The 25,691-nt window shown below is 72.8% G+C and carries 24 protein-coding genes; 15 read left to right on the top strand and 9 right to left on the bottom strand.

The genetic code is table 11. The features are described from left to right. Positions 1 to 101 precede the first annotated feature (101 nt). From hmgA to ACZ6B8_RS27060, 4 genes are all read left to right on the top strand, one after another. On the top strand, positions 102 to 1,457 hold the full coding sequence (gene hmgA, locus ACZ6B8_RS27075) for a homogentisate 1,2-dioxygenase (protein WP_471609165.1): 1,356 nt from the start codon (positions 102 to 104) through the stop codon (positions 1,455 to 1,457). 12 nt (positions 1,458 to 1,469) lie between these two features. Beyond that, positions 1,470 to 2,219: a GntR family transcriptional regulator gene (locus ACZ6B8_RS27070; protein ID WP_471080263.1), complete on the top strand. Its 750-nt coding sequence runs from the start codon at positions 1,470 to 1,472 to the stop codon at positions 2,217 to 2,219. A gap of 25 nt (positions 2,220 to 2,244) precedes the next feature. After that, the gene (locus ACZ6B8_RS27065) at positions 2,245 to 3,447 is read left to right on the top strand and encodes a type ISP restriction/modification enzyme (protein ID WP_471608976.1); all 1,203 of its coding nucleotides are present in this window, start codon (positions 2,245 to 2,247) and stop codon (positions 3,445 to 3,447) included. 157 nt (positions 3,448 to 3,604) lie between these two features. Then, the gene (locus ACZ6B8_RS27060; RefSeq protein ID WP_471608975.1) at positions 3,605 to 4,516 is read left to right on the top strand and encodes a glutaminase; all 912 of its coding nucleotides are present in this window, start codon (positions 3,605 to 3,607) and stop codon (positions 4,514 to 4,516) included. Between the two features lie 221 nt (positions 4,517 to 4,737). Here ACZ6B8_RS27060 and ACZ6B8_RS27055 read toward each other — a convergent pair whose 3' ends face one another. Further along, complete coding sequence (locus ACZ6B8_RS27055) at positions 4,738 to 5,007, bottom strand: hypothetical protein (protein WP_358590355.1); 270 nt, start codon at positions 5,005 to 5,007, stop codon at positions 4,738 to 4,740. Positions 5,008 to 5,492: 485 nt separating this feature from the next. On the opposite strand from ACZ6B8_RS27055, the gene ACZ6B8_RS27050 reads away from it, so the two are divergent. Continuing rightward, positions 5,493 to 7,148, top strand: coding sequence for a serine/threonine-protein kinase (locus ACZ6B8_RS27050; protein ID WP_471608974.1), 1,656 nt, complete (start codon positions 5,493 to 5,495; stop codon positions 7,146 to 7,148). 8 nt (positions 7,149 to 7,156) lie between these two features. On the opposite strand, the gene ACZ6B8_RS27045 is transcribed toward ACZ6B8_RS27050, so the two are convergent. Beyond that, on the bottom strand, positions 7,157 to 7,978 hold the full coding sequence (locus ACZ6B8_RS27045) for an SGNH/GDSL hydrolase family protein (RefSeq protein ID WP_471080251.1): 822 nt from the start codon (positions 7,976 to 7,978) through the stop codon (positions 7,157 to 7,159). Positions 7,979 to 8,224: 246 nt separating this feature from the next. On the opposite strand from ACZ6B8_RS27045, the gene ACZ6B8_RS27040 reads away from it, so the two are divergent. The 6 genes from ACZ6B8_RS27040 (at position 8,225) to ACZ6B8_RS27015 (ending at position 15,971) form a co-directional block, all read left to right on the top strand. After that, positions 8,225 to 8,614 carry a hypothetical protein gene (locus ACZ6B8_RS27040; protein WP_471080248.1) on the top strand — a complete coding sequence of 130 codons (390 nt, stop codon included), beginning with the start codon at positions 8,225 to 8,227 and terminating at the stop codon, positions 8,612 to 8,614. A gap of 1 nt (position 8,615) precedes the next feature. Then, positions 8,616 to 9,740 carry a GNAT family N-acetyltransferase gene (locus tag ACZ6B8_RS27035; protein WP_471608973.1) on the top strand — a complete coding sequence of 375 codons (1,125 nt, stop codon included), beginning with the start codon at positions 8,616 to 8,618 and terminating at the stop codon, positions 9,738 to 9,740. Positions 9,741 to 9,930: 190 nt separating this feature from the next. Then, complete coding sequence (locus ACZ6B8_RS27030) at positions 9,931 to 10,758, top strand: glycosyltransferase family 2 protein (protein WP_471080242.1); 828 nt, start codon at positions 9,931 to 9,933, stop codon at positions 10,756 to 10,758. Then, complete coding sequence (locus tag ACZ6B8_RS27025) at positions 10,755 to 11,756, top strand: glycosyltransferase family 2 protein (RefSeq protein ID WP_471608972.1); 1,002 nt, start codon at positions 10,755 to 10,757, stop codon at positions 11,754 to 11,756. The genes ACZ6B8_RS27030 and ACZ6B8_RS27025 overlap by 4 nt, the downstream gene beginning before the upstream one ends. Then, positions 11,753 to 12,556, top strand: a complete 804-nt coding sequence (locus tag ACZ6B8_RS27020; RefSeq protein ID WP_471608971.1) for a polysaccharide deacetylase family protein — start codon at positions 11,753 to 11,755, stop codon at positions 12,554 to 12,556. Before ACZ6B8_RS27025 ends, ACZ6B8_RS27020 begins: the two co-directional genes overlap by 4 nt. Beyond that, positions 12,549 to 15,971, top strand: coding sequence for a lipopolysaccharide biosynthesis protein (locus ACZ6B8_RS27015; protein WP_471608970.1), 3,423 nt, complete (start codon positions 12,549 to 12,551; stop codon positions 15,969 to 15,971). The genes ACZ6B8_RS27020 and ACZ6B8_RS27015 overlap by 8 nt, the downstream gene beginning before the upstream one ends. Positions 15,972 to 16,013: 42 nt before the next feature. Here ACZ6B8_RS27015 and ACZ6B8_RS27010 read toward each other — a convergent pair whose 3' ends face one another. Further along, positions 16,014 to 17,465 (bottom strand): xylan 1,4-beta-xylosidase, encoded by a 1,452-nt coding sequence (locus ACZ6B8_RS27010; protein WP_471608969.1) that lies wholly within the window; start codon positions 17,463 to 17,465, stop codon positions 16,014 to 16,016. 139 nt (positions 17,466 to 17,604) lie between these two features. On the opposite strand from ACZ6B8_RS27010, the gene ACZ6B8_RS27005 reads away from it, so the two are divergent. Further along, entirely contained in the window at positions 17,605 to 18,699 is a 1,095-nt protein-coding gene (locus ACZ6B8_RS27005; RefSeq protein ID WP_471608968.1) for a DUF5925 domain-containing protein, read from the top strand. A gap of 392 nt (positions 18,700 to 19,091) precedes the next feature. On the opposite strand, the gene ACZ6B8_RS27000 is transcribed toward ACZ6B8_RS27005, so the two are convergent. After that, complete coding sequence (locus ACZ6B8_RS27000; RefSeq protein ID WP_471080224.1) at positions 19,092 to 19,472, bottom strand: GntR family transcriptional regulator; 381 nt, start codon at positions 19,470 to 19,472, stop codon at positions 19,092 to 19,094. 99 nt (positions 19,473 to 19,571) lie between these two features. Between ACZ6B8_RS27000 and ACZ6B8_RS26995 the strand changes: the two genes are divergently transcribed. Together ACZ6B8_RS26995 and ACZ6B8_RS26990 are read left to right on the top strand one after the other, a co-directional pair. Next, complete coding sequence (locus ACZ6B8_RS26995; RefSeq protein WP_471608967.1) at positions 19,572 to 20,537, top strand: GNAT family N-acetyltransferase; 966 nt, start codon at positions 19,572 to 19,574, stop codon at positions 20,535 to 20,537. Further along, positions 20,518 to 21,021, top strand: a complete 504-nt coding sequence (locus ACZ6B8_RS26990; RefSeq protein WP_471608966.1) for a ribonuclease FAU-1 family protein — start codon at positions 20,518 to 20,520, stop codon at positions 21,019 to 21,021. Before ACZ6B8_RS26995 ends, ACZ6B8_RS26990 begins: the two co-directional genes overlap by 20 nt. Positions 21,022 to 21,150: 129 nt before the next feature. Here ACZ6B8_RS26990 and ACZ6B8_RS26985 read toward each other — a convergent pair whose 3' ends face one another. Beyond that, the gene (locus tag ACZ6B8_RS26985; RefSeq protein ID WP_471608965.1) at positions 21,151 to 21,822 is read right to left on the bottom strand and encodes a class I SAM-dependent methyltransferase; all 672 of its coding nucleotides are present in this window, start codon (positions 21,820 to 21,822) and stop codon (positions 21,151 to 21,153) included. Between the two features lie 124 nt (positions 21,823 to 21,946). Between ACZ6B8_RS26985 and ACZ6B8_RS26980 the strand changes: the two genes are divergently transcribed. Beyond that, positions 21,947 to 22,087 carry a hypothetical protein gene (locus tag ACZ6B8_RS26980; protein ID WP_355810029.1) on the top strand — a complete coding sequence of 47 codons (141 nt, stop codon included), beginning with the start codon at positions 21,947 to 21,949 and terminating at the stop codon, positions 22,085 to 22,087. A gap of 20 nt (positions 22,088 to 22,107) precedes the next feature. Here the strand turns inward: ACZ6B8_RS26980 and ACZ6B8_RS26975 are convergent, their stop codons facing one another. From ACZ6B8_RS26975 to ACZ6B8_RS26960, 4 genes are read right to left on the bottom strand one after another with little or no spacing between them, the layout of a single operon-like run. Further along, positions 22,108 to 22,581 carry a GNAT family N-acetyltransferase gene (locus ACZ6B8_RS26975; RefSeq protein ID WP_471080209.1) on the bottom strand — a complete coding sequence of 158 codons (474 nt, stop codon included), beginning with the start codon at positions 22,579 to 22,581 and terminating at the stop codon, positions 22,108 to 22,110. Next, positions 22,578 to 24,086 carry a tripartite tricarboxylate transporter permease gene (locus tag ACZ6B8_RS26970; RefSeq protein ID WP_471080205.1) on the bottom strand — a complete coding sequence of 503 codons (1,509 nt, stop codon included), beginning with the start codon at positions 24,084 to 24,086 and terminating at the stop codon, positions 22,578 to 22,580. The genes ACZ6B8_RS26975 and ACZ6B8_RS26970 overlap by 4 nt, the downstream gene beginning before the upstream one ends. A 1-nt stretch (position 24,087) precedes the next feature. Beyond that, positions 24,088 to 24,624, bottom strand: coding sequence for a tripartite tricarboxylate transporter TctB family protein (locus ACZ6B8_RS26965; RefSeq protein ID WP_471608964.1), 537 nt, complete (start codon positions 24,622 to 24,624; stop codon positions 24,088 to 24,090). Then, positions 24,621 to 25,604 (bottom strand): Bug family tripartite tricarboxylate transporter substrate binding protein, encoded by a 984-nt coding sequence (locus ACZ6B8_RS26960; protein WP_471609164.1) that lies wholly within the window; start codon positions 25,602 to 25,604, stop codon positions 24,621 to 24,623. The genes ACZ6B8_RS26965 and ACZ6B8_RS26960 overlap by 4 nt, the downstream gene beginning before the upstream one ends. Positions 25,605 to 25,691 lie beyond the last annotated feature (87 nt).

Genomic DNA, 25,691 nt, shown 5'->3' with positions numbered 1-25,691 from the left:
GGGGCCGGGAGGAGAGCGCCCCTCACCTTCCCGCTTCCCCTTGCGGAAGGGGGACCCGAATCCTACGGTGTTCCATAGGAATCGTGGACGAGGGAGCGGTGATGATCGGGGACCACGCAGACGACGCGCGGCGAGCGGATGCGAACGCGGACGACGCACGCAAGAGTGCCGAGGGGCTGGCCTACCTCTCCGGCTTCGGCAACGAACACAGCTCCGAAGCCGTGCCCGGCGCCCTGCCGCACGGCCGCAACTCCCCCCAGCGCGCCCCCCTCGGGCTCTACGCCGAGCAGCTGAGCGGCTCGGCGTTCACCGAGCCCCGCGCGCACAACCGGCGCTCGTGGCTCTACCGCATCCGCCCCTCGGCCGCGCACCCGCGGTTCACGCGCGTCGACAACGGCGCGCTGCGCACCGCCCCCTTCGCCGAGTCGGTGCCCGACCCCAACCGGCTGCGCTGGAACCCGCTCCCCGCGCCCGCGCCCGGCACGGACTTCCTCGCGGGCCTGTGGACGCTCGGCGGCAATGGCGACGCGAGCCAGCGCACCGGCATGGGCATCCACCTCTACCACGCCAACTCCTCGATGAAGGACCGGGTGTTCAGCGACGCGGACGGCGAACTACTCGTCGTGCCCGAACACGGCGGGCTGCTCCTGCGCACCGAATTCGGCCTGCTGCACGCCGCGCCCGGCGAGGTGGCGCTGATCCCGCGCGGCGTGCGCTTCCGGGTGGAGCTGCTGGACGCGAGCGCCCGCGGATACGTGTGCGAGAACTACGGCGCGCCGTTCCGGCTCCCCGACCTCGGCCCGATCGGGGCCAACGGGCTCGCCAACGCGCGCGACTTCCGGGCGCCCGTCGCGGCGTACGAGGACGTCGAGGGGCCGGTGGAGGTGGTGAGCAAGTTCTGCGGCAACCTGTGGCGGGCGACGTACGACCACTCGCCGCTCGACGTGGTCGCCTGGCACGGCAACCACCTCCCGTACGTCTACGACCTGCACCGCTTCAACGTCATCGGCTCGATCAGCTACGACCACCCGGATCCGTCGATCTTCACGGTGCTCACCTCGCCGTCCGACACCCCGGGTCTCGCCGGCGTCGACTTCGTCGTCTTCGCGCCGCGCTGGCTGGTCGGCGAGGACACCTTCCGGCCGCCGTACTTCCACCGGAACGTGATGAGCGAGTACATGGGCCTGATCGAGGGCGCGTACGACGCGAAGGCCGAGGGCTTCGTGCCCGGCGGCGGCTCGCTGCACAACATGATGTCCGCGCACGGCCCCGACCGCGAGACCTTCGACAAGGCCTCCGCGGCCGAGCTGAAGCCGCAGAAGATCGACGACGGCCTCGCCTTCATGTTCGAGACGCGCTGGCCGGTGACGGCGACCGAGCAGGCGGCGACCGCGTCCCACCTGCAGCGCGGTTATGACGACGTGTGGCAGGGTCTGGAGCGCCACTTCCGTAACTGATTCGGAGAGACCGTGACCGCATTCGCCCCGGACTCGATCGTCCTGAATCGGAAGCTGCCGCTCTGGTACCAGGTGTCGCAGTCGCTGCGCGCCTCGATACTGGGGCGCTCCCCCGAGGCCCCGCTCCGGCTGCCCACCGAGGAGCAGTTGGCGGGGCACTACGGGGTGAGCGTGCTGACCATGCGGCAGGCGCTCAAGGAGCTGGAGGACGAGGGGCTGATCACCCGGCACCGGCGGCGCGGCACCTTCATCGAGCCGAGCGCCCGGCGCGGCACCCCGGTCCGGCTGCTGGGCTCGGTCGACGCGATCGTGGCCCAGCAGTCGGGCATGACCACCCGGCTCCTGGAGCACGGCACGGTCCCGCTCCCCGCCGAACTCGCCGAGCACTTCCCGGACTCGGCGGAGGTGGCGACGTACCACCGGCTGCGCCACGACGAGAAGACGGGCGAGCCGACCAATCACGCGCGCAACTACATCCGCCCCGAACTGGCCGACCGCATCGAGGGCGAGGACCTGGTGCGCTGGCCGATGACCAAGGTCCTGCGCGACGTGGTGGGCGTTCGCATCAGCCGGATCACCGACACCGTCGAGGCCACCCTCGCCGACCCGGAGACCGCCCGGCTGCTCGAAGTGCCGCTGCTCAGCCCGATCCTGCACTACACGGGCGTGACCTACGACGAGCACGGCAGGACCCTGGACGTGGCACGCATCCACTACCGCGGCGACCGCTTCTCCTTCTCGGTCACGCTCGACGCGACGTGACGGGGCCGGGCGCTCCCGTCGTACGATGCCGGGCGTGACGCAGGACGAAGCGCCGCTGCTCGCGGATCTCATGCCGTGGTCCGTCGCACCGCTCCGGCCGGGCCGCGGGTGGCCGATGGGACCGGACTCCGCATCCCTGAAGGCCCGTTGGAACGCGCTCGTGCGCGCCGCGGGCCCGGATCGCGAGACCCTCTTCCGCCCCACCCGCGCCCGCACCCTGCACACCGCGGTCGCCCAGCTCCCCGGACACCCCGGCGGCACCGGCCGGCTGGCCCGCGAGAGCGGCCCCTGCCCCGAGCCCGTACGCGTCCTGCACGGCCCGTACGACGAGCAGTGGCTGATCCCCGACCACCGGCTCCTCGACGTCGCCCGTCCCGAGCTGTGGCGGGTCGCAGGCGAGGGTCAGCTCTTCGCCGTCGAGCAAGGGCACGTGCCGGGCGCCGCGGGGCCCGCCGTCCTCGCCTCCGCCGTGCTGCCGGACGGCCGCTCACCGGCCGGGCGGCCGGGCCGCATCAGGCCGCTGTTCCGCCGCCCCGGCGGGCTCGAACCGAATGTGACGCCCGGGCTGCTCGTGCACCTCTCGGAAACGCTCGGGCAGGACGTGACCGCACCCGCGCTGCTCGCCTGGGCGCTGGCGGCCGGGACCGGGTCACCGGCCGGCTGCCGGGTGCCGCTCACCCGCGACGCCGGTGCCTGGGCGCGGGGCGTGGAGCTCGGGCGGCGGCTGCTCCGGCTGCAGCTGCGCGGCAACGGCGACCGGCCGAAGCTGCCGGGCGGGCGCAGGCCGTACGTCCGCTCGCCGCTCCCCGCCCGGCCGCGCACCCTGACGTACGACGCCGACGAGGAGGTCCTTCTGGTCGGCGGCGAGGGCGTCATCTCGCCGGTGCCGAGCGAGGCCTGGGAGTACGAGGTGAGCGGTGTACGGATCATCGAGCGGTGGTTCGCCCTGCGCACCGAGGCCGTCGAGGCCGGCACCCTGGAGGCGATCCGGCCGGCGGTCTGGCCCCAGCCGTGGACGTCCGAACTGCTCGAACTCATCACGGTGCTGGCGCTGGTGGCGGAGCTCGCGCCGCGCCAGGAGGAGCTGCGCTCGGCCCTCGGCGCGCCGCTCACCGGGGACGAGCTGCGCCGGGCGGGCGTCCTGCCCGTCCCCGAGGCCGCCCGCCGGCCCGCGTCGGTCCTGGACCACCGCGAGGAGGGGCCGGACGGGCAGTTCGCCCTGCTCTGAGGGAAGCGGTGAGGTGGGACGGGTGAGCCCCGGCCCGGGCCGTGCGACCGTGGCGCGGGCCGGACGTTATTCTGTGGCCGCGGCCGACGACATATCCCCTGACCAGCGTCTTTTCGGGACGCAACGGCCGCGTCGGACCGAACGGAAAGCTCAGGTTGTGGACTACCAGGCCGTACTCGAAGAAGTCGCCGCCTTCGCCCGGCCGCTGGTGGGCCGCGGCCAGGTGGCCCAGTACATCCCGGCGCTCGCGGACGTGGACGCGGAGCACTTCGGCATCGCGGTAGCCGACGTCGACGGCTCGGTGTACGGCGTCGGGGACTGGCAGGAGCCGTTCTCCGTGCAGTCCATCTCCAAGGCCTTCAGCCTCGCGCTCGTCCTCGCGGAGGGCGGCGACCGGATCTGGGACCGGGTCGGCACGGAACCGTCCGGCAACCCGTTCAACTCGCTCGTCCAGCTCGAGTACGAGAACGGCATCCCGCGCAATCCGTTCATCAACGCCGGAGCGCTGGTCGTCACGGACCGGCTGCAGACGCTCACCGGGGACGCCGGCGCCACGATGCTTCAGTTCCTGCGCGCCGAGAGCGGCAACCCGGACCTCGCCTTCGATCCGGTGGTGGCGGCCTCCGAGGCCGAGCACGGCGACCGCAACGCCGCCCTCGCGCACTTCATGGCGAGCTACGGCAACCTCGACAACCCCGTGGCCACGGTGCTCGAACACTATTTCCGGCAGTGTGCGATCCGGATGAGCTGCCGCGACCTCGCCCTCGCGGGCGCCTTCCTGGCCCGGCACGGGCTGCGCGGTGACGGCACGCGTCTGCTGCCGCCGCGCGAGGCGAAGCAGGTCAACGCGGTGATGCTCACCTGCGGGACGTACGACGCGGCGGGCAGCTTCGCCTACCGGGTCGGCCTGCCCGGAAAGAGCGGCGTCGGCGGCGGGATCGTCGCGGTGATCCCGGGCCGCTGCACCCTGTGCGTGTGGAGCCCGAGTCTGGACTCGTACGGCAACTCCGTGGCGGGCGTGGCGGCGCTCGACCACTTCACGACAGTGACGGGCTGGTCGGTCTTCTAGCGGGCCGACGTCCGACGTGCCGGACCCGACCGCGGGCCTCCCGGGGGAGTGTGGGCCGAGAGGCCCGCGGTCGGTCACGGCGTGGCTGAAACCCGATGGTTTCAACGGAGCTTTGCGGCAGGGGAGTTGTGGGACCGGTGGTGACAGGTGACGGGGTGGAGCGGGGTGGGTGGGAAAGATCCGCCGCGGAGCGGCGGTTCAGTCCCGGGGACCACCCGCGGTCAGCGTCCGCCGAACAGCGAGCGCCGCAGCCTGCGCAGCGGCGCGAAGAGCGAGACTCGCCTCACTCGGGCACCCCTGCTGCTGCGGGCGTGCGCGGTGTCACGTGAGGTCAGCTCACGCATCAGCAGGGTCGCCTCGTGCGACTCGCGCTGCGGGACGGCGGGGCCGCCCAGCACCGAGAGATGACGGTCGAGACGCGAACTGCTCGCGCTGCTGCCACAAGTGATCGCAGGGACACGCGCCCTGCTGCGCACCGTTATCTGTTCCATGTCACTCCCCACCCGTACGAGGGCACCCGGCCCAGGGCAGGTTAACCCTATCGCCCCGCGGTGACACACGTGTATCCCGGTCGCAGGATTCACCTTCCTCACAAGGAGGTTGACGATTACTCTCCGAATACGAGTGATTCCAGGGCGAGTTGGACATACGGCCCGACAGTGGGGCGCTCGCGCCGCTGCCGGGCCCCGCGGCGGCCGTGGTCGACCCCGGCCGGGGGCCACGGGTACGCCCGTGACGTGGGGTATCTCACGTATCACCGGGAGGCTGATCCGCACCGGCGGTCGGGCTCGTCCGTGCCGTGCCGCTGGACCGAGGAGCGCACCTCCCGCGTCGCCCGCGCCGCGGTCGAGGCCCTCGCGGAGAACCGGCCTCCCCTCCCGGCGGGACCTCGCCCCCCGACGCGGGCGGATTGGTGTGCGAGGGGCCGCAACAGCGCTCGGTTGAGCTACTTTTGTGGAGAATCGCACTGCTGCGGATGGGGGCGCCCGTGAGCCAGTCAGAGCGCGTGATCGCCGGGCGCTACCGCCTGCTGTCCCCGCTGGGCGAGGGCGGCATGGGCACCGTGTGGCGGGCCCGTGACGAGGTGCTCGGCCGCGAGGTGGCCGTCAAGGAGGTGCGCGCCCCGGCGGGCCTGCCGGCCGGGGACGTCGAGCGGCTGTACGCCCGGCTGGAGCGCGAGGCCTGGGCCGCCGCCCGCATCCCGCACCGCAACGTGGTCACGGTCTACGACGTCGCCAACGAGGGCGGCCGCCCGTGGATCGTCATGGAGATGGTGCGCGGCCTCTCACTCTCCGACGTGCTGGACGCCGAGGGCACGCTGCCCCCGCAGCGGGCCGCCCACATCGGTGCCGAGGTCCTCGCCGCCCTGCGCGCCGCCCACGGCGCCGGGGTCCTGCACCGCGACGTCAAGCCCGGCAACGTACTGATCGCCAACGACGGCCGCGTCGTCCTCAGCGACTTCGGCATCGCCCTGGTCGAGGGCAGCTCGGCGCTGACGATGACCGGCGAGGTCGTCGGATCGCCCGAATTCCTCGCGCCGGAGCGGGCGCTCGGGCACCGTCCCGGCCCCGCTTCGGACCTGTGGTCGCTCGGCGTCCTGCTGTACGCGGCCGTGGAGGGCAGCTCACCGTTCCGCCAGGACACCCCGCTGAGCACACTGCGCGCGGTCGTGGACGAACCGCTGCCGCCCGCCCGCGCCGCGGGGCCGCTCGCCCCCGTCATCGAGGGGCTGCTGCGCAAGGACCCGGACGAGCGGATGTCCGCCGCCGACGCCGAGCGCGATCTGCGGACCGTCGCCGCGGGAGGCACGCCGCGCGGGCGGACCCCGGTCCCCTCTCTGCCGACGGCCACCGCCGGGCAGCACCCGTACGAACCGACCCCGCCCGCGCCCCTGCCCGTCACCCCTCCCCCGCACCCGCCCACCACCGTCACCGGGGCCGCCGAACCCCGCCGGTCCACGCGCACGAGGGCGGCCCTGATCGCGGGGGTCGTCGCCCTGGCGCTCGCCCTCGGCGGTATCACGTACGCGCTGGTGAACCGGGACGACGGCAACGGCGGACAGGACAACAGCGGTTCGCAGGGCAGCGGCAGCGACAAGACCGCGGGCGGTCAGGGCGCGGAGAGCAGCGCGTCGAAGAAGCCGGGCGGCGGCTCGGGCGGGGGCGGCACGACCGGCGACACGGACGGGAACGGCGGCTCCACGGACAACGGCGGCGGAACCGGTGGAGGGCACGGCGGCGCCACCGCACAGCCCGCGCAGACGGTGAAGGCGTACGTCTCCGGCGCCCACACGCGCTACACGGGGGTGTGTCCGCCGGTCCCCGGTCAGGCGCCCTCGTTCACCGCCACGTTCACCGTGGGGCGCGTCCCCGCCACGGTCGAGTACCGCTGGGTCACGCGGTCCGGCGAGCCGGCCGATCCCGGCTGGAAGACGCTCTCGTTCCCCTCGGGCGGCGCCAGGGCGCGACAGGTCAACCACGTCGAGACGGCGTACGACGCGGACGGCGGCACGTACGAGAACGCGATCGGCGTCGAGGTGCGCCGCCCGGTGCGGACCACCTCGGACTCGGTCGCGTACGCGGTGGCCTGCGAGCAGGAGACCCCGACGGACGGAGCCTCCTACTCGCCGTGAGGCGGGGGTCAGGCGGCCGAGGTGAAGACGGGGAGGTAGCCACCGGACTGCCCGGCGGCGGTGGGGTGGTAGGACTCGCTGATGTCCAGCCAGTTGACGCTGTGCAGCCAGGAGTTGCTGGAGCAGATCTCGTGGCCGGTGAAGGCGGACGTGACGTCGCCGAACGTGAAGCCGTGGTCGGCCGCGCGCTTCTCGGTGGCGGCGTTGAGGTAGTCGGAGGCGTTGTTGATGGCGGCGCGCTCCCGCTCGGAGAGGCCCGCGAGACAGCTGCCGCTCAGCTTGTAGAAGCGGGGGTAGCCGAGGACGACGACGTGGGCGGAGGGGGCCTTGGCGCTGATCGCGTCGTAGACCCGGTCGAGGTTGCCGGGGAGGGTGGAGTCGACGTACTTGCGGGCCGTGTCGATGCGCGCCAGGCAGTTGCTCTCGGACTGCAGCACACAGGTCGTCATGACGTCGGCGAATCCCGCGTCGTTGCCGCCGATGGAGATCGAGACGAGTCCGGTGCCGGAGCCCAGCGGGCCGAGCTGGTTCGCCAGAACATCACCCGTTCGAGCGCCCGAGCAGGCGACGAAATTGAAGCTTGCGGGTGAATGGGCCGCCGCCCACAGGGCGGGGTAGGCGCGGGTGCTGCGCTTGCAGTTGCCGCTGCCGCTGTCGTAGTTGCCGGCCCCGACGCCCGAGGAGTAGGAGTCACCGAGGGCCACATAGCCGCCTGCCGCGGCCCGTTGACCGGCCGACTGGTCCGCGTGGGCCGCCGTCGCTCCGGTGAGGGCGAAGGCGATCGCGAGGAGGAGCGAGGACATGTATGCCGTGATGCGGGACAATTTCATGGAACCTCCCTTAGCAGGGTTTCTGCCTCGACCGTGGTAGCACGCGGCACGGGTCGCCGATAGTGTCCATGTCAATAAGTTCCTTGACGAGTCACTCATCAACTGACTTGCCCACACGGGGAGTTCACCAACACTCACGGGTGATGACGGGGAACATCTGCACGCCCTCTCCGCACCTTGACGTGCCGATCTCGGCTGCGCGACATTGAAGCCCGGCATCCGGCGCGCTGGGGGGCAAAGTCGCCAATGCAGTCCATTGGGAACAAACTTCCGACGACGGATCTGTCGCCGCTGCTCACCGGAGCGGGCGTCGCCACGGCCGGGGTGGGTGCGGCGCTCGCGCTCGCCGATCTGGAGTCGCCGCTGCGCGGCCCCCTCACCCTCTTCTTCCTGCTCGCCGCTCCGGCGGCCGCGATCGGCACGGCGCTGCGGGCGCTGACGCCGTGGGGGCGAGCCGTCGCCTCCGTCGCCGGGGCCTTCGCGGTCGACATGCTCGTGGCGCAGGGGATGTTGGCGCTGCACCTGTGGTCGGTGCGCGGCGGTGTCGCCGCGGTCGCCGCGTGCAGCTCGCTCATCCTGCTGCCGGCCGTGGTACGGCGGCCGCGCCCTCGCACCGTACGAAGGTGGACCTCCTGACGTGAACATCACCGTGCACCGCCCCGGCGACCTCACCTCCGCCGACCGGGCGGCGTGGACCGCTTGGCAGTCCACGGCCCATCTCGACGGCGCGCCCGAGCTCGCCAACCCCTTCCTCTCCCCCGAGTTCGCGGTCGCGACCGGGCACGAGCGGCGCGGGGTGCGGATCGCCGTCGTACGCGAAGAGGGCGGCCTCGCGGCGTTCCTGCCGTTCCAGCGCTCCGTCGCGGGCGTCGGCCGGGCCGTCGGCCTCGGCGTCTCGGACTGCCAGGGGCTCGTGCACCGGCCGGGCTTCACCTGGGACGCCCGGGAGCTGGTGCGCGGCTGCGGGCTCGCGGTGTGGGAGTTCGATCACCTCGTGGGCGGCCAGCCGTCGTTCGCGGCGCACGCCTCCGGCACCTTCGCCTCCCCGGTCATCGATGTCGGCGGGGGCTGTGCCGACTTCCTCGGCATGCTCCGGGAGCGCTCACCGAAGTTCACCCGGACGACGCTGGCCAAGGAGCGCAGGCTCGGCCGCGACCACGGCGCGGTGCGCTACGTGCACGACGAGCGTGACCCCGCGGTCCTGACCCGGCTGATGGCGTGGAAGTCCGCGCAGTACCGCAGGACGGGGCGCGGCGACCGGTTCGCCCGCCCGTGGATCACCGGTCTGGTGCGCCGGCTCTTCCACACCCGCTCCGCCTCGTGCGCCGGGATCCTGTCGGTCCTGTACGTGGCGGACGTGCCGGTCGCCGCGCACTTCGGGCTGCGTTCGCAGCGGATCCTCGCCTGCTGGTTCCCCGCGTACGACCCGGCGTACGCGAAGTACTCGCCCGGCCTCGTGCTGCATCTGCGCATGGCCGAGGCGGCCGCCGCCGACGGGATCGCGTACCTCGATCTCGGTCGCGGCCGTAAGGACTACAAGGATTCCCTCAAGACACGCGAACTCACCGTGTCCGAGGGGTGGGTGGCACTGCGCCATCCGGTCGCGTTCGGTCACCGGGCGCGGCGTGCTCCGGTCAGGGCGATACGGAACACCGTGCAGTCCAGACCGGAACTGTTCGAACCGGCCGACAGGCTGCTCAAGAACGTGGGCAGCATGCGGTCCGGAAGACGCCGGGAGAGCAATCCGAAGGCGATGCAATAGGCGCGGCAGGGGGGTGACGTGACCGGCCTCGGCTGGACGGCCTGGTCACGTCCCGCGCGTTCTCGGCCCATGGGGCGTGCACGGAGTTCTCCTTCGTCATGCCCGGACGAGGATCCCCCTTTCGCGCAGGATCCATTACCGGATGGCCCAGGGCGGGCCGCCCACCGGACGAGAGGGATCACCGGACTCAATGTCTTCTTCCGTACGCCCGGCCGACGCCGGCCAGGACCCGTTGGACCAGATCTCCAGGAATTACCGCCCGGTCTCCACCCACCTGGCGATCGCACCTCCGGTCAGCGTCGTCATACCCGCCATGAACGAAGCGGAGAATCTGCCGTACGTGTTCAAGACACTTCCCGAATGGATCCACGAGGTCGTTCTCGTGGACGGCAATTCCACCGACGACACGGTGGCCGTCGCGCGTGGGCTGTGGCCCGGCGTGAAGGTTGTCCGCCAGCGCGGCAAGGGCAAGGGCGACGCGCTGATCGCCGGCTTCGCCGCGTGCACCGGCGACATCATCGTGATGATCGACGCCGACGGCTCGGCCGACGGCCACGAGATCGTCTCCTACGTCTCCGCCCTCGTCTCGGGCGCGGACTTCGCCAAGGGCTCGCGGTTCGCCAACGGCGGCGGCACGGACGACATGACGCCCATCCGCAAGCTCGGCAACCACGTCCTGTGCTCGGTCGTGAACACCAAGTTCGGCGCCCGCTACACGGACCTCTGCTACGGCTACAACGCCTTCTGGCGGCACTGCCTGGACAAGATCGAGCTCGACTGCACCGGCTTCGAGGTCGAGACCCTGATGAACATCCGGGTCGTCAAGGCGGGGCTCAAGGTGCAGGAGATCCCGAGCCACGAGTATCTGCGGATCCACGGTGTCAGCAACCTCAGGGCCGTCCGGGACGGCCTCCGCGTCCTGAAGGTGATCCTCGGCGAACGCTCCAACCGCGCCCGGCGGGCCCGCAAGAGCGCCCGGGTGCTCCCCTACGGCCCGAGACAGGGAGAGGTGTCGTGACCACCCGGATCTCCGTCGTCGTCTGCGTGTACACCGAGGAGCGCTGGGCGGACATCCTCGCCGCCGTCGCCTCGGTGCGCGCCCAGGCACTGACGGCCCTGGAGACCCTCCTCGTGGTGGACCACAACGCCGCCCTCCTGGACCGGCTGGCCCGGGAGTACCGGGGGACCGAGGGGGTGCGGGTGCTCGCGAACGCGGGCCCCCGCGGCCTCTCGGCCGGCCGCAACACCGGGATCGCCGCCTCCCGCGGCGAGTTCGTCGCCTTCCTGGACGACGACGCCGTCGCCGAGCGGGACTGGCTGCGGCACCTCGCCGAGGGGTTCGAGGACCCACGGGTCCTCGCCGTCGGCGGCCGCACCCTGCCGGCCTGGGACTCCGGGCGGCGGCCCGGCTGGTTCCCCGAGGAGTTCGACTGGGTCGTCGGCTGCACCTATCGCGGGCTGCCGCCGGGGCGGGTGCCGGTGCGCAACGTCCTCGGCGGCAACGCCGCGTTCAGGCGCACCGCCTTCGACGCGGCGGGCGGCTTCGCCACGGGCATCGGACGGGACGGCGGCAAGCGGCCACTGGGCGGCGAGGAGACGGAGTTCTGCATCCGCCTCACCCGTGCGAGACCCGACGGCGTCCTGCTCATCGACGACCGCGCGGTGATCCACCACCGGGTGCCGGCCGCACGGGAGCGGTTCCGCTACTTCCGTACCAGGACCTACGCGGAAGGGCTCTCCAAGGCGCTGGTGGCCCGGAGCGTCGGCGCCGGCAGGGGCCTCGCGTCGGAGCGGCGCTACACCACCCGGGTGCTGCCCGCCGGCATCGGCCGCGGCCTGCGCGACGCGGTCCTCGGCAGACCCGGCGGCGCGGGCCGCGCCGGGGCCATCGTGGCGGGGGTGCTCAGCGCGGCCGGCGGGTACGCGCTCGGGAGCCTCCGTGCGCGCGGCGGTGGCGCCGGCTTCTCCGTCGTGGAGATCGGGGAGGGCGCGGGCGGCGAAGGAGCCGCGGCATGAGCACGGAAGCGGTGCCGATACTGATGTACCACTCCGTGGCCCCGGCGCCGAACGCGGCGACGCACGACCTGTCCGTCTCGCCGGACGCCTTCGCGCGCCAGATGGAGGTGCTCGGCGAGCGCGGGTTCACCCCGCTCACCACCGCCCGACTGGCCGCCGCCTGGCGCTCACCCGGCAAGCCCCTGCCCGAAAGGCCGATCCTGATCACCTTCGACGACGGCTACGAGGGCGTGCACCGCTACGCGCTGCCCGTCCTCGCCCGGCTCGGTTTCGCCTCCACCGTGTTCGTCTCCACCGGCTGGCTGCGCGGCGCGTACGACACCGGGGGCGCCCCGGACCGCATGCTCGACTGGGACCAGGTGCGCGAACTCGCCGCCGCGGGCGCGGAGATCGGGGGCCACAGCCACACCCACCCCGAGCTCGACCAACTGGGCGACGACGCCCTCGCGTTGGAGCTGCGACGCTGCCGCGACATCGTCACCGACCAGGTCGGCACCCGGCCGGTGTCGTTCGCGTATCCGTACGGCTACTCCAGCCGCCGGGTGCGCACCCGCGTGCGCGAGACGGGCTTCGACCAGGCGCTCGCCGTCGGCAACGACCTGGCCCGGCGCGCCCAGGGCCCGTACGCGCTCCGGCGCGTGACCGTGCGCCGCGCCACCGGGCCCGAGGAGTTCGAACGGCTCGTGACGGGCCGCTCGATCGTCCGCACCTTCGCCGGGGACCGCGCCCTGACCAAGGGGTACGCCGTGGTCCGCAGAGCACGACAGGTCCGTCGGAAGGCCATCCCCTCACGTGTCTGACACGACCACGGCCGAGGCCCACCTCACCGGGCCCGGAACACCGCAGCCCGGCCGGGGCCGCGGCCCGAACCCGCTGTTCCGCAACGCCTACGCGCTCATGCTCAACACCGGCATCTCCGGCGTCCTCGGCGTGGGCTACTGGCTGGCCGCGGCCCGGTACTACCCGGAGTCCGCCGTCGGCCGGGGTTCCGCGGCGATCGCCGCCATGAAGCTGCTCGCCGGGCTCACCGCGGTGACGCTGACCGGCGCGCTCGCCCGGTTCGTCCCCGTCGCGGGGCGCGCGGCGGGCAGGCTCATCTTCCGTACGTACGCGGCCAGTTCGGTGGCGGTGGCGCTCGCCGCGTGCGCGTTCCTGTTCACGCTCGGCTCCTGGGGGCCCTCGTACCGCTTCCTGCACGGGCCGGTGCACGGCGTCGGGTTCGTCCTCGCCGTCGTCGCCTGGTCGGTGCTGACCCTTCAGGACGGTGTGCTGACGGGGCTGCGCAACGCGCTCTGGGTGCCGGTCGGCAACACCGTGTTCTCGGTCGCCAAGCTCGGGCTGCTCATCGCGCTGGCCGCGGCGGTCCCCACCGCCGGCGTCTTCGTCTCCTGGGTCGCCGCCATCCTCGCGTCGGTGATCCCGCTCGGCTGGCTGGTCTTCCGGCGCCTGGTGCCCCGGCACGTCATGGCCGCCGACGCCGCGGCGCCACCCCCGACGGCGCGCGAGATCGGCCGCTTCCTGGCCGGCGACTACACCGGCTCCCTCTTCTCGCTGGCCGTGGTCTACCTGGTCCCGGTGCTCGTCGCCGCGCAGGTCGGCGCGGTCGACAACGCGTACTTCTACATCGCCACCACCATCGGCGGCACCGTCAATCTGCTCGCCATCAACATGGGCGCCTCGCTCACCGTCGAGGGCGCGCACGACCCGGCGCTGCTCGCCGCCAACACCCGCTCGGCGCTGCGCCGGATGGCGCTGCTCATGCTGCCGGTGTGCGGGGTGCTCTTCTTCGCGGCCCCGCTGATCCTGCGCCTGTTCGGCCGGGGTTACGCGGACGCCGCCACTCCGTTGCTGCGCTGGTTCGCGGTGGGGGCGCTGCTGCGGGTCGTCATGGAGACGTACTTCGCGGTGCGGCGCGCACAGAACAGGACGTCGCAGATCGCCTGGCTGCAGGGACTGTTGTGCGTCCTGGTGCTCGGCCTGACGCTGCTCCTGCTGCCCCGGATGGGGCTGGCCGGCGCGGGCGTCGCGGAGGTCTGCAGCCTCGCGGTGATCGTGGCGGTCGCGGCGCCGAAACTGTACGGCGCGGTGCGGGCGGCCCCCGCGCACCCGGCGGCGGGCGCGGCGCCGGAGGCGGATCCGGCGGACCCGGGCGTGCCGCCGGGCGGGAAATCCGTGGGCGCGCGACCCGGCGCGGCCTGCCGCGCCCGCCGCCGCCCCGTCCTGGTCCTGGCGCTGCTCCTGGCCACCGCCCTCGCCCTGTACTGGCTGCCCGTCCTCGGCCTCGGCGAGCGGGACCTCAACGGCATGGGCGGGCTCGGCCTGGTCTCCGTCCTGCCGCCGCCCACGCTGCTCGGCGCGGCCCTCCTGGTCATCGTGTTCGCGGCGCTCCTGCGGATGGACCGGCCGGTCAGAGGCCTCCTTCTCCTGACGCTGCTCGCCACCGTGGTCTCGCTGCACGCCCTGCCCGCGGTCGTCGAGCCCGAGCCGCGGTTCGCCACGGCCTGGCAGCACCTGGGCTTCATGGAGTACATCGACCGGACCGGCTCCGCGGTGCCCGACCTGGACGCGCGCTGGAGCTGGCCGGGGTTCTTCGCCCTGGCCACCTTCGCCGCGCGGGCGTGCGGCGTCACGGACATGACCGAGGTGATCCGCTGGTGGCCGACGGCCGTCCAAGTCCTCTACCTGGCACCGATGTTGCTGCTGGTGCGCTCCATGAGGGCGTCCTGGCGGGCCAAGTGGACGGGCATGTGGGTCTTCGCCCTGAGCGGCTGGGTCGGCCAGGACTACTTCTCCCCGCAGGGCTTCACGTACCTCCTCCACCTCGCCTTCGTCGCGATCCTGCTGGTGTGGTTCCGGGCCCCGGGCGTGCTGTGGTCCGGCCGGCGCCCCGGCGAGGCGGAGGTCGAACCGACGGGCCGCCGGGAGCGCGTGGTGCTCCTCCTCGTCCTGACCGGGCTGTTCGCGGCGACGGTTCCCGCGCACCAGCTGACGCCGTTCGTGATGCTCGGCGTCCTCACGGTCCTGGTCCTGGCCGGCCGGTGCGAGCTGCGCGGCCTGCCGCTCCTGTGCGGCCTGCTGGTCGTCGTGTGGCTCGGTTTCTTCGCCGAGCCGTACTGGTCGGGCCATTTCGACGAGCTGTTCGGCGGGGTCGGCGGCGTGGGCGGCAATGTGTCGTCGTCGGTCACCGGCCGCATGGCGGGCGGCAGTTCGTCCCACCGGCTCGTGCTGTACGCACGGGTGATAATGGCCGGCACCGTCATGGCGGCGGCCTGCTGGGGCTGGTGGCGCAGGCGCCGCGAGGGGTACGGCGAACGCTCGCTGCTCGTCCTCACCTTCGTGCCGTTCCTCGGCTTCGGCATGCAGTCGTACGGCGGCGAGATGGCGTTGCGCGTCTTCATGTTCGCGCTGCCGGGCGCGGCGCTGCTCGCGGGCCTCGCGCTGTTCCCACGCGTGGGCGGCACGCAGCGGGAGGGCGCCCGCGACCGCGCGGGGCTCGCGCCGGTGGCCGCGCTGCTCGCCGGGCTCGTCCTGATGGGCGGCTTCCTGGTGGCCCGTTGGGGCAACGAGCCCTTCGAGCGGATCCGTCCCGGTGAGGTCGCGGCCATGGAGTACGTGTACGCGCACGACGATCCGACGGTGCGGCTGCTCTGGCTGACCGCCGACACGGTCGACGACGTGACGCCCGCGATGCCGTGGGGCGCCCGCGACATGGAGAAGGTGCAGTACGTGCCCACGCCCGCGCCCGCCGACCCCGCCCTGGTGTCGGGCCTGGTGAAGGCGCTCAAGGACGCGGGTCCCCGCTCGTATCTGATGGTCGACCGCGGCCAGTCGACCTATCTGCGGCTGGACGCGGGTTATCCGCCGGGGTGGGAGTCGCGGCTCCTCGGCCGCCTCGACGGGCGCGGGGACCTGAAGAAGGTGCTCGGCAACGACGACGCGACGCTCTACGCGCTGCGCGAGCAGCCGGCCGGCCCCGTCGCCGGGGCCGATCCGGGGCCCGTCGGGCCGAAGGTGACCTGGACGCCCTGGTCGGTGGTGGGTGGTCTCGCCGCCGGCACGCTCGTCCTGGTGCTCGGGGCGCGCGAGGTGGTACGGGTCGGCGCGGCGCCGGGCGTGCGTCGACAGCGGTGGCTGCAGGACAGCTTCTGGTTCGCGCTGCCGTTGCTCGCGGTGTTCCTCGCCTCGCTGATCCAGCGGTTCGTGACGTTGGCGTGAAGGGGGGGCTGGTCGCGGTGGGGGCGACGGTGGGTGGTCGGCTCAGCGCTCCAGCCACTTCACGCCGTACCCCGGGAGGCCGACCCGGCGTCCGTCGACCTCGGTGTCGACGCGCCGGTCACGGGTGTTGACCACGAGGACCGCCTCGTCGTCGGCGAGCACCCGGACGTCGTCCCGGGAGCCGGCGTCCACCGGCACCGTCTCGTACCGGGTGCCGGGGCCGAACTCCTTGCCGAAGCGCTCGACGAGCCGCAGCATCGGCAGCGCGGCGCCGCCGTCGGGGCGCCGCGTGGAGGTCCACAGGCAGCCCGCGCAGGCGTCGCCGTCCTTCTTCTGCGGGTTCCAGTAAAAGCCGCTGGTGGCGCCGCCCTCGGCCATGGCCATCAGTCCGGCGGCGTGGACGGCGACGCGGTGCGGCTCGGTCCAGCCGTCGCGGTCGTCCTCGCTGTCGCCCGGCTCCACGTAGTACTCGGCCCACCACAGCGGCAGGTCGCCGGTCCGCGCGCGCAGCCACCGGCCGACGGCCGTGAACTTGTCCGTGGCCCGGAACGCGTCGGGGCGCATCTCGTCGTCCTCGGTGTAACTGGCGCCGTCGACGACGACGAAGTCGGCGCCCGCCTTGTGCTCGTTCCAGTACCCGAAGGCGTCGAGGACACGCTGGTCCAGGCTGCCCCACGGGCCCTTCAGCTCCTTCGACGCCCCGTCGGTCCGGTGCGGGCCGAAGCTGCTCATCGGCAGATAGGGGCCGCCGACCATGATGTCCTCGTCGACCTTCTTGAGCTCCTTGTAGACGAGGTTGTACAGCTCCGTGTACCCCTCGTAGTCCCAGCGGGCCTCCGCGTCGTTCCAGAAGCCCTTGAACTCGTTCCAGACGAGGAAGTGCCGTACGTCGGGGTAGCGCTTGGCGACGGTCGCGGCGAGCCTCGCGAAGTCCGCGTAGTGCGCGCGCTCCGGGGCCTTCTCCAGGGATGCCTTGCTCCAGTCGGTGTTGTCGGCGCCGGGTTTGCCGCCCTTCATCCAGTCGGGGGCGCAGCACAGCGTGACGACGGCGGTGCCCTTGCTCGCCCGGATGAAGTCGATCCTGTCGTCCATCGCGTCGAAGGCGTAACGGCCGCGCACCGGTTCCGGGTTGCCGGCGCCCCAGCCCATGAGGTGCTGGATCTGCGGGACGGGCCTGCCCTGGCCGGCGAGCTCGGCGCGGACGCGTTCGACGGCCGCGTCCTCGCCGTCGTCGGCGCTGTACTGGGTGTGGGTGAAGCCCCAGCCGGCCTGCGGGCGGGCGGCGCCGGGCGGGACGACGGGGTCGCCGTGCACCTTGTCGCCGTCGGGGCTGGTGCCGGCGATGCCCTTCCTGCCCCCGCGACTGTCCCCTCCCCCGTCCCCGGGCCCCGTGTCGACGAAGGTGAGCACCAGGGCCAGCAGGACCAGACCGACACCGAGGAGGGCGGCGAGACGCCACCGCCGTACGTTCGCATTCCACCCATGACGTGCCATCAGGGACAAGCGTATCCGCGCCCGTCGCTGTCGGGACAGGGTGCGGGACAGCCGCGGGCCGGGTGCGGGGCAGGATCTGGGGGCGGCGTACTGGGGAAACCTGGTGCACGACGGCGTGTGCGTGCCGGATCATGTCGGCATGTCTGCGAACCCACAGGACGCCCTGCCGATCCGGCTCAACGTCGACGACAGCGACTCCCCGGCGGATGTCGTGGACGCGCTCTTCCTCGGCCGCTTCGCCACCGGCGAGCAGCCGTTCTCGCACAGCGCGAACATCGACCGCGTGAAGTCGGGCTGCACGCTGCTGCCCTCCGGGGCGAAGGTGCTGCGCACGGCCCGCGACGACGACCGCAGCGCGACGCTCGCCGAGGGCGAGGGGTGGACGCTGCTGGTCTCGCGCTGGAACCGCGGCGCGGACGTCACGGTGACGGCGACCACCGCGGAGCTCGCCGAGAAGGTCCTCGACCAGGCCACGGACGGCGCGCAGGACGAGCCCGAACCCGTCCCGGAGAACGTGACCATGGGCTTCTGGTACGTCTCCCCACGGCGCGGCCCGCACCGCACCACCCGGCAGATCTCGGCCGGTACGTGGGAGGAGGTGCGGTCCAACTACACGGCGCCGGTCGCCGACGCCATGGACTCGCTGATGAAGACCACGCCCGAGGACATCTCGGGGCGGCTGCTCCTCCTGCACGGCCCGCCGGGCACGGGCAAGACGTCGGCGCTGCGGACGCTGGCGCGCTCGTGGCGGGACTGGTGCCAGGTGGACTGCGTCCTCGACCCGGAACGGCTCTTCAGCGACGTCGGCTATCTGATGGACATCGCGATCGGCGAGGACGACGGCACAGCGAAGGGACGGTGGCGGCTGCTGCTCCTGGAGGACTGCGACGAGCTGATCCGCGGCGAGGCGAAGCACACGGCGGGTCAGGCGCTCTCGCGCCTGCTCAATCTTACGGACGGCCTGCTCGGCCAGGGGCGGAACGTGCTGGTGGGCGTCACCACCAACGAGGACCTGGAGCGCCTGCACCCGGCGGTGGTCCGCCCCGGCCGCTGTCTGGCCCGCATCGAGGTCGGCCCGCTGACCCGCCCCGAGTCGGTGGAGTGGCTGGGCACGGAGGAGGGCGTGGGCCGCGAGGGCGCGACCCTCGCGGAACTCTTCGCCCTGCGCCGCGGCACGACACCGACATCGGTGCCGGACCAGCGGGAGGGGGCGGATGCGGGGTTGTATCTGTAGGCGGGCGCTCAGCTCTTTCCGGCGGGGCACCCTTGGCGTTGCCGGGCGGGGTGCCCAGGGCGTTGCCTGGCGGGTCGCCCAGCGCGTTGCCTGGCGGGTCGCCCAGCACGCCACCCCAACCCGTCCCCGGGCGCGTCGGCTGCCGGGGTGCTCAGTCCGTCACCCAGCCCGTCGTCCGGTGAGCCGCCCAGCGCGTTGCCTGGCAGGTCGCTCCGCGCGTCGCCCGGCGGGTCACCCAGGGCGTTGTCCAGCCCACCACCCGACGGATCACCCAGGGCGTTACCCAGCCCACCACCCGGCGCGTCGACTGGCGGGGCGCCCAGCCCGTCACTTCACCCACCGCCCGATGAGCCGCCCGGCCCGCCACCCGGCGGGGTCGCCCGGCGCGCCGCTCAGCCGGAGGTCCCGTACGCCGCCCGCAGGGCATCCCGTACCGCGGCGAGCGCGTCCTTCTCGGAGAGTCCGAGGCGCCGGGCGCGCTCGGCGAAGGCCTGCGCCTCCGTCGCGGCGGCCCGCGCGGCCGCATCGCCCGCCGCCGCGACGAACGTCCCGTTGCGCCCGCGCGTCTCGATGACCCCGTCCGCCTCCAGCGCCCGGTAGGCCTTGGCGACGGTGTTGGCCGCGAGGCCGAGCGACTCGGCGAGCCCGCGCACCGTGGGCAGCTTGTAGCCGACCGGCAGCGCGCCCGACCTCGCCTGCTCGGCGATCCGGGCCCGCACCTGCTCGTACGGCGCGTCGCCCGCGCCCTCTTGGATGTCGATCTTCAACGTCACGGAGTGATTGTCCCGCACGCCCGGGGCGAAAGCGGGCCGCCCGCGCCCCGCGGAAAATGGGAGGCACCCCGGCCCGCGCCGCGCGTACCGTGCGGCCCCATGACTGTGATCGTCCGAGCCCTCGACTCCGACGCCCCGGCGGGCGGCACGGGGGACGCGGGTAACGCGGGCTGCGCGGGGGACGCGGGTTTCGCCGCCGTGCGCCGCGCCTGCGTGCCGTCCATGCTCACCTCGCCCGCCGCGGTCGCCTTCGACCGGGCGCACGCCCATCCGGACGCCGCCTACCGGCAGTTGGTCGCCGAGGCGGACGGCGAGGTCATCGGAACGGCGCAGGTGGGCGTCGCCCACGACAGCCCCGAGCCGGGGCAGGGCTACGCCAACATCTACGTCCACCCGGAGCGGCTCGGCAGGGGCGCCGGAACGCTCCTGCTGCGCACCGCAGAGGAGCACCTGGCGGACGCGGGCGCACGGGCCGTCTACGCGTGGGTGCTCGACGAGCCCGCGCACCTCGCCTTCGCCGCCCGCCACGGCTATGCCGCGCGCCGCAGGGCGCACTTCCTCCGCCTGGACCTGGCCCACGGCACGCTGCCGCCCCGCTGTGAGCCGCCGGCCGGGGTCGAGCTGGTCAGCGGATCGGTGTACGCACGGGACGCGCGGCCCTTGTTCGCGCTGGACGCGGAGACGGTGGCCGACGAACCGGGGGATGTGGCGGCCGAGTTCACGGACTACGAGCACTGGCTCGCCGAGACCTGGGACCACCCACTGACCAGCCGGGAGCTCACCACGGTGGCCCTGGTGGACGGGCGTCCGGCGGCGTTCAGCCTGGCCCGCACGGACGGCGCGGGGCGCTACGCCTCCGGCATGACGGGCACCGCGCGCGGCCACCGCGGCCGCGGCCTGGCCAAGCTCGCGAAGAACGACTCCCTGCACCGGGCCCGCGCGGCCGGCTGCACCGAGGCGTTCACCGGCAACGACGCCGGGAACGAGCCGATGCTGGCGATCAACGCATGGTTCGGTTACGAGATCTGCGGAACGGAGGTCCGTCATGTCCGCACACTCGGCTGACACGACCGAGGGCACGACCACGCTGGAGGTCGTCCTCACCAAGGCGGGCCGCACCAAGATCCGCTACCCCGCACGTCTCCTCTTCGACGACGGCACCCGTCTGACCGTCCGCGCCCCGTGGGCGGCGCCCGACGTCCGCGACTTCGGCTTCGTGCGCTTCGAACCGGGCGACGTCTTCATCGAGCACTACTGGCGCGACCGCTGGTACGCGGTCAAGGAGGTCTACGGGTCGGACGGCGCGCTCAAAGGCTGGTACTGCGACGTGACCCGCCCCGCGGTGCGCGACGACACGGTCCTCACGGTGGAGGACCTGAACCTGGACCTGTGGTGCTCGGCGGACGGTGCCACGGTACTGCGCCTGGACGAGGACGAGTTCGAAGCCGGTGGCCTGCCGGAGACGGACCCCGAGGCGGCCAGATCGGCGACGGAGTCCCTGAACCTCCTGGAATCCCGCTCCCGCACCAACGGCCATCCCCTCCCCTGACGCCACGGGGACCGGACCACAACTCGGCCCCGCGCCTCCGCTGCCGCCGTGCAGCCCTCGTCGTACGTGACCCTCTCCCCGTCCGACCGACTGCGAGCACCGCGAAGCGGGTGCCCGAACGGTAGGCCGTCAGGGCCCCGCGGCCGTCCTCGCCGGGCTCCACGTGGCCGCAGGAAGATGCAGCGTGCCCACCACCGCGAACCGCTCGTCCTCGACCCGTCGCCCCCACAACTCCGCCTCGCCCGACAGGCGTTCGGTGTGGAGGTGCGAGGACAGTGGGGTCAGGGCCGCGACCAGGCGGGACATCGGGAGGCCCGCGGGGGACTCCGTGCCCCATACTCCTTCGACCAGGATCAGCCGTCCGCCGGGGCGCAGCAAGGCGCACCAGTCCCGCAGCGTCGCCTCCGGGTCCGGCATCATCCACAGGACGTGGCGAGCCAGGACCGCGTCGAACTTCCGGCCTGGGAGCGGGGGTTCGCGGACGTCGCCGAGCAGGAACTCCGCGTCGTGATGCGCCAGCTTCTCGCGGGCCCGCTCCACCATGTTCGGGGACAGGTCGATCCCCGTGACGCGGTGGCCGCGCTCGGCGGCGAGCAGGGCGAGGCTTCCTGTGCCGCAGCCGAGGTCGAGGACGTCACCGGGGGTGTCCGGCAGCCAGTCCCGCAGCCGGTCCGCCCAGGCGCGGCGCACCGCCTCGTCCCGCAGACCGTGGTCGGGCTCCTCGTCGAAGGTGGCCGCCACGGCGTCCCAGTCGACCGGATCGGCCTGCCCGACCGGCTCGTTGACCCTGTTCGTCGTCATGTTCCGATCGTCGCAGCCGCCACTGACAATCCGCCCTCGATCAGAAAGCGGGCCCCAACAGGTCTACCGAGCGCCTGGAATGGACATCGGTAAGGCAGGGAGTCGGGAAAGCCGGGAGGCCGCCATGCGTCGAGTGACCACGCACAAGCCCGTGGGCAAGTCCGTCAGCCGCCGCGTGCGGGAGCGTCAGGAGGCGGAGGTCCGGCCGCGCGAGAGGCCCGAGGTCCGCAAGGACATCCAGCGGACCTGGTGGCCGGACGGCTGAGCCCCCGCGGGGATGCCCTGTCAGCTGGACGCGAGCCGCTTGCGGTAGTGGACGCGGTCGTAGGGGCCGTCCATGCGCCGCTCGACGACCTCGTAGCCGTACCGCGGGTAGATCTTCTGGTTCTCCCACATCAGCGCATGGGTGTAGAGGCGGATCTCGACGAGCCCCAGCGCACGCGCGTGTGACTCCGCGAAGGCGAGCAGCCGCCGGCCCACCCCCTGCCCCGCGGCGTCGGGGTGGACCGCGATCGACTCCAGCAGGAGCCGTCCCTCGTACGGCCGCGGGACGAGGACGAGGAGACCCACCACGGGGTCCCCGGTGACGTACACGAACCCCGCCGCCACATCGGCCGCGTGGTCGGCCTCCATCGGGGCGGGGACCTGCCCGATGCGTTCGATGTAGCGGTGGTACGCCGCGTCCGTGACCGCCCGCACGGCGGGCACGTCGGCGGCGGTGGCGGGGCGGATGTCCGCGGATGCGTCGGGCGTGGTCATGCCTCTACGTCTACGCCACGCCGCCGCGTCCGCACCACCGCCTTGCGCAACAACGGCCACACCACGATCAGGACGATGAGGCCATAGACGGTCACGGAGAACGGCGTGTCGACGAGGCCGGAGACGCTGCCGTCGCTGATCTGCAGGGCGCGGCGCAGCTGCTGTTCGGCGTTGGGGCCGAGGATGACGCCGATGACGGCGGGCAGGACCGGCAGCCCGTACCGCCGCATCCCGAACCCCAGCAGGCCGATGACGAGCAGGATGACGAGGTCGAGCGACTCGCCGCCGACCGCGTAGGCGCCGACGGCCGCGAAGAAGAGGATGCCCGCGTAGAGGTAGGGCCGCGGGATGCGCAGGAGCTTCGCCCAGACCGGCGCGAGGGGCAGGTTGAGGGCGAGCAGGAGCACCATGCCGACGAACAGCGAGGCGATCAGGCCCCAGACCAGGTCCGCCTCGCGTTCGAAGAGGAGCGGTCCGGGCTGGATGCCGTACTGCTGGAAGGCGGCGAGCATCACGGCGGCCACGGCGGTCGTGGGCAGGCCCAGCGTCAGCATGGAGACGAGGGTTCCGGCGGCCGACGCGGACGAGGCCGACTCGGGGCCCGCGACGCCCTCGATGGCGCCCTTGCCCCACTCCTCCTTGTGCTTGGACAGCCGCTTCTCGGTGACGTAGGAGAGGAAGGTGGGGATCTCGGCGCCGCCCGCCGGGATCGCGCCGAACGGGAAGCCGATGAGCGGGCCGCGCAGCCAGGACTTCCAGGTGCGCTTGACGTCCGCCTTGCCCAGCCAGGGGCGGCCGACGGGGATCGCCGTGCCGCTGGTGCGGCGCAGATGGGCGGCGACCCACAGGGCCTCGCCGATCGCGAAGAGGCCCACCGCGACGATCACCACGTCGACGCCGTCGGCGAGTTGCAGGGAGCCGAAGGTCAGCCGCTGCTGGCCGGTCATCTGGTCCAGGCCCACGAGGCCGATGGTCAGGCCGATGAGGAGCGAGGCGAGGCCGCGGACGCGGGACGCGCCGAGCACGGAGGTCACCGCGATGAACGCGAGCACCATGATGGCGAAGTAGTCGGGCGCGCCGATGTCGACGGCGAGGTCGGCGACCGTCGGCGCGAGGACCACCAGGAGCGTCGTGCCGATCATGCCGCCCGCGAAGTGGCCGACGGCGGCCGCCGCGAGGGCCTGCGCCCCGCGCCCGGACCTGGCCATCGGATGGCCTTCCATGGCCGCGACGACGGCCGCGCTCTCGCCCGGCGTGTTGAGCAGGATCGAGGTGGTCGAGCCGCCGAACATCGCACCGTAGTAGATGCCGGCGAACATGATGAAGGCGCCGGTCGGTTCGAGTCCGTAGGTCACCGGGAGCAGCAGGGCCACCGCCATCGCGGGGCCGATGCCGGGCAGTACGCCGATGGCGGTGCCGAGGAGGACGCCGACGGCGGCCCAGAGGAGGTTGACCGGGGTGAGGGCCGTACCGAAGCCGTCCATCAGGGAGTTGAAGGCGTTCATGTCACAGCACTCCCATCAGGGGGCCGCCCGGCAGGGGCACGCCGAGCAGGTTGTCGAAGACCTCGTAGGTGACGACGGAGAGCGTGGCGGCGATCAGCGGGTCGCGGTCGTAGTGGCGGCTGCCGAGCGCGTAGGCGGCGCCCCAGAAGAGCAGCGCGCCGGCGACCGGGAAGCCGGCCGGTTCGATGAGGACGGCGGTCATGAGGAAGACGCCGGCCAGGAGCAGCACGGTGCGCCAGTCGGCGGGTTCGGAGAGGTCGATGTCCTCGCCGCCCTCGGCCTCGCCGCGTCCGCCGCGCAGCACGTCGACGGCGAGCAGGACGGCGACGACGAGCAGTCCGGTGCCGACCGCGACCGGCACGGTCTTCGGGCCGATGGGGCCGCGCTGGGTGAGGTCGACATCCATGGTGAGCGCGTCGGTGAGGACGAGGGCGCCGAGGGCGAGCAGCAGGACGCAGACGCCGAGTTCGGAGTGTTCGCGCAGCCAGGTGCGGCGGTGGTCCGGCGCCTCGCGTCCGGGCGGTTCGGTGGTGGTCACAGTCCCAGCTCCTTCAGTACGGAGACGACGCGCCGGTCCTGGGCGTCCAGGAAGTCGCCGAAGTCGTCCCCGGTGAGGAAGGCGTCGTCCCAGCCGTTGGTCTTGAGGGACGCGCGCCACTCGGGCGAGGCGTGCAGCTTCCTGATGAGTCCGGTGAGCTTGTCGCGTTCGGCGTCGCTGAGTCCGGGCGGGGCGACGATGCCGCGCCAGTTGGTGAAGTTCACGTCGTAGCCGGACTCCTTGAGGGTGGGCCCGTCCAGGCCCTTGACCCGGCGCGGCCCGGTGACGGCGAGCAGCCGCAGCTCGCCCGACGTGATCTGGTCGAGGTACTCGCCGACGCCGGAGACCCCGAAGGCGACCTTGGAGCCGAGGATCGAGGCGAGCAGCTCGCCGCCGCCGTCGAAGGGCACGTAGTTGACCTTCTCGGGCTCGATGCCGGCGGCGCGCGCCATCAGCATCGGAGCGAGGTGGTCGGGCCCGCCGGGCGACGACCCGCCGCCCACGGTGACCTTGCCCGGGTTCTTCTTCCAGGCGTCGACGAGCTGGCCGATGGTCTTGTACGGGGAGTTCTTGGCGACCACGACGACGTCCTGCTCCTCGGTGAGCCGGGCGATGGGGGTGGTGTCGCCGAGGGTCTTCGGGGAGTGGTTGGAGCGGGCGGCGCCCACGACGCCGAGGCCCATGGACATGGCGAGCTTGCCGTTGCCGTGCTCGCCGACGAGCCGGGCCAAGCCGACGGTGCCGCCGGCGCCGGGCAGGTTGAACACCTCGATGTTGTGGGCGAGTCCGGCGTCCTCGGCGTTCTTCGCCGCGGTGCGCGCGGTGATGTCGTAGCCGCCGCCGGGGGTGTTGGGGACCATGAGGCGCAGCCCGGGGATCCGGGTGCCGGTGTCGTCGTCGCCGCCCGTGGTGAGCAGCGGCGGCGCCACGAGCACGAGGAGAGCGGCCCCGAGCAGGGCGAAGGGTGTGCGCAGGCGCACGTGTGCCACCACCTGTCGGTACGTAGGGGGGGTGTGAGGTGGCCCACATGTTGCCCGGGCGTTAACAACCTGTCTCTCTTCCGGAAT

It is taken from the genome of Streptomyces sp. NPDC041122 (assembly GCF_055592445.1).
This window is presented reverse-complemented; position numbering and strand designations above follow the sequence as displayed.

Bases quoted from the DNA above. Each gene is read 5' to 3' on its own strand.
- hmgA (WP_471609165.1), top strand. From the start codon at position 102: ATGATCGGGGACCACGCAGACGACGCGCGGCGAGCGGATGCGAACGCG.
- ACZ6B8_RS27065 (WP_471608976.1), top strand. From the start codon at position 2,245: ATGCCGGGCGTGACGCAGGACGAAGCGCCGCTGCTCGCGGATCTCATG.
- ACZ6B8_RS27055 (WP_358590355.1), bottom strand. From the start codon at position 5,007: ATGGAACAGATAACGGTGCGCAGCAGGGCGCGTGTCCCTGCGATCACT.
- ACZ6B8_RS27050 (WP_471608974.1), top strand. From the start codon at position 5,493: ATGGGGGCGCCCGTGAGCCAGTCAGAGCGCGTGATCGCCGGGCGCTAC.
- ACZ6B8_RS27045 (WP_471080251.1), bottom strand. From the start codon at position 7,978: ATGAAATTGTCCCGCATCACGGCATACATGTCCTCGCTCCTCCTCGCG.
- ACZ6B8_RS27040 (WP_471080248.1), top strand. From the start codon at position 8,225: ATGCAGTCCATTGGGAACAAACTTCCGACGACGGATCTGTCGCCGCTG.
- ACZ6B8_RS27030 (WP_471080242.1), top strand. From the start codon at position 9,931: ATGTCTTCTTCCGTACGCCCGGCCGACGCCGGCCAGGACCCGTTGGAC.
- ACZ6B8_RS27020 (WP_471608971.1), top strand. From the start codon at position 11,753: ATGAGCACGGAAGCGGTGCCGATACTGATGTACCACTCCGTGGCCCCG.
- ACZ6B8_RS27010 (WP_471608969.1), bottom strand. From the start codon at position 17,465: ATGGCACGTCATGGGTGGAATGCGAACGTACGGCGGTGGCGTCTCGCC.
- ACZ6B8_RS27005 (WP_471608968.1), top strand. From the start codon at position 17,605: ATGTCTGCGAACCCACAGGACGCCCTGCCGATCCGGCTCAACGTCGAC.
- ACZ6B8_RS26995 (WP_471608967.1), top strand. From the start codon at position 19,572: ATGACTGTGATCGTCCGAGCCCTCGACTCCGACGCCCCGGCGGGCGGC.
- ACZ6B8_RS26990 (WP_471608966.1), top strand. From the start codon at position 20,518: ATGTCCGCACACTCGGCTGACACGACCGAGGGCACGACCACGCTGGAG.
- ACZ6B8_RS26985 (WP_471608965.1), bottom strand. From the start codon at position 21,822: ATGACGACGAACAGGGTCAACGAGCCGGTCGGGCAGGCCGATCCGGTC.
- ACZ6B8_RS26980 (WP_355810029.1), top strand. From the start codon at position 21,947: ATGCGTCGAGTGACCACGCACAAGCCCGTGGGCAAGTCCGTCAGCCGC.
- ACZ6B8_RS26975 (WP_471080209.1), bottom strand. From the start codon at position 22,581: ATGACCACGCCCGACGCATCCGCGGACATCCGCCCCGCCACCGCCGCC.
- ACZ6B8_RS26970 (WP_471080205.1), bottom strand. From the start codon at position 24,086: ATGAACGCCTTCAACTCCCTGATGGACGGCTTCGGTACGGCCCTCACC.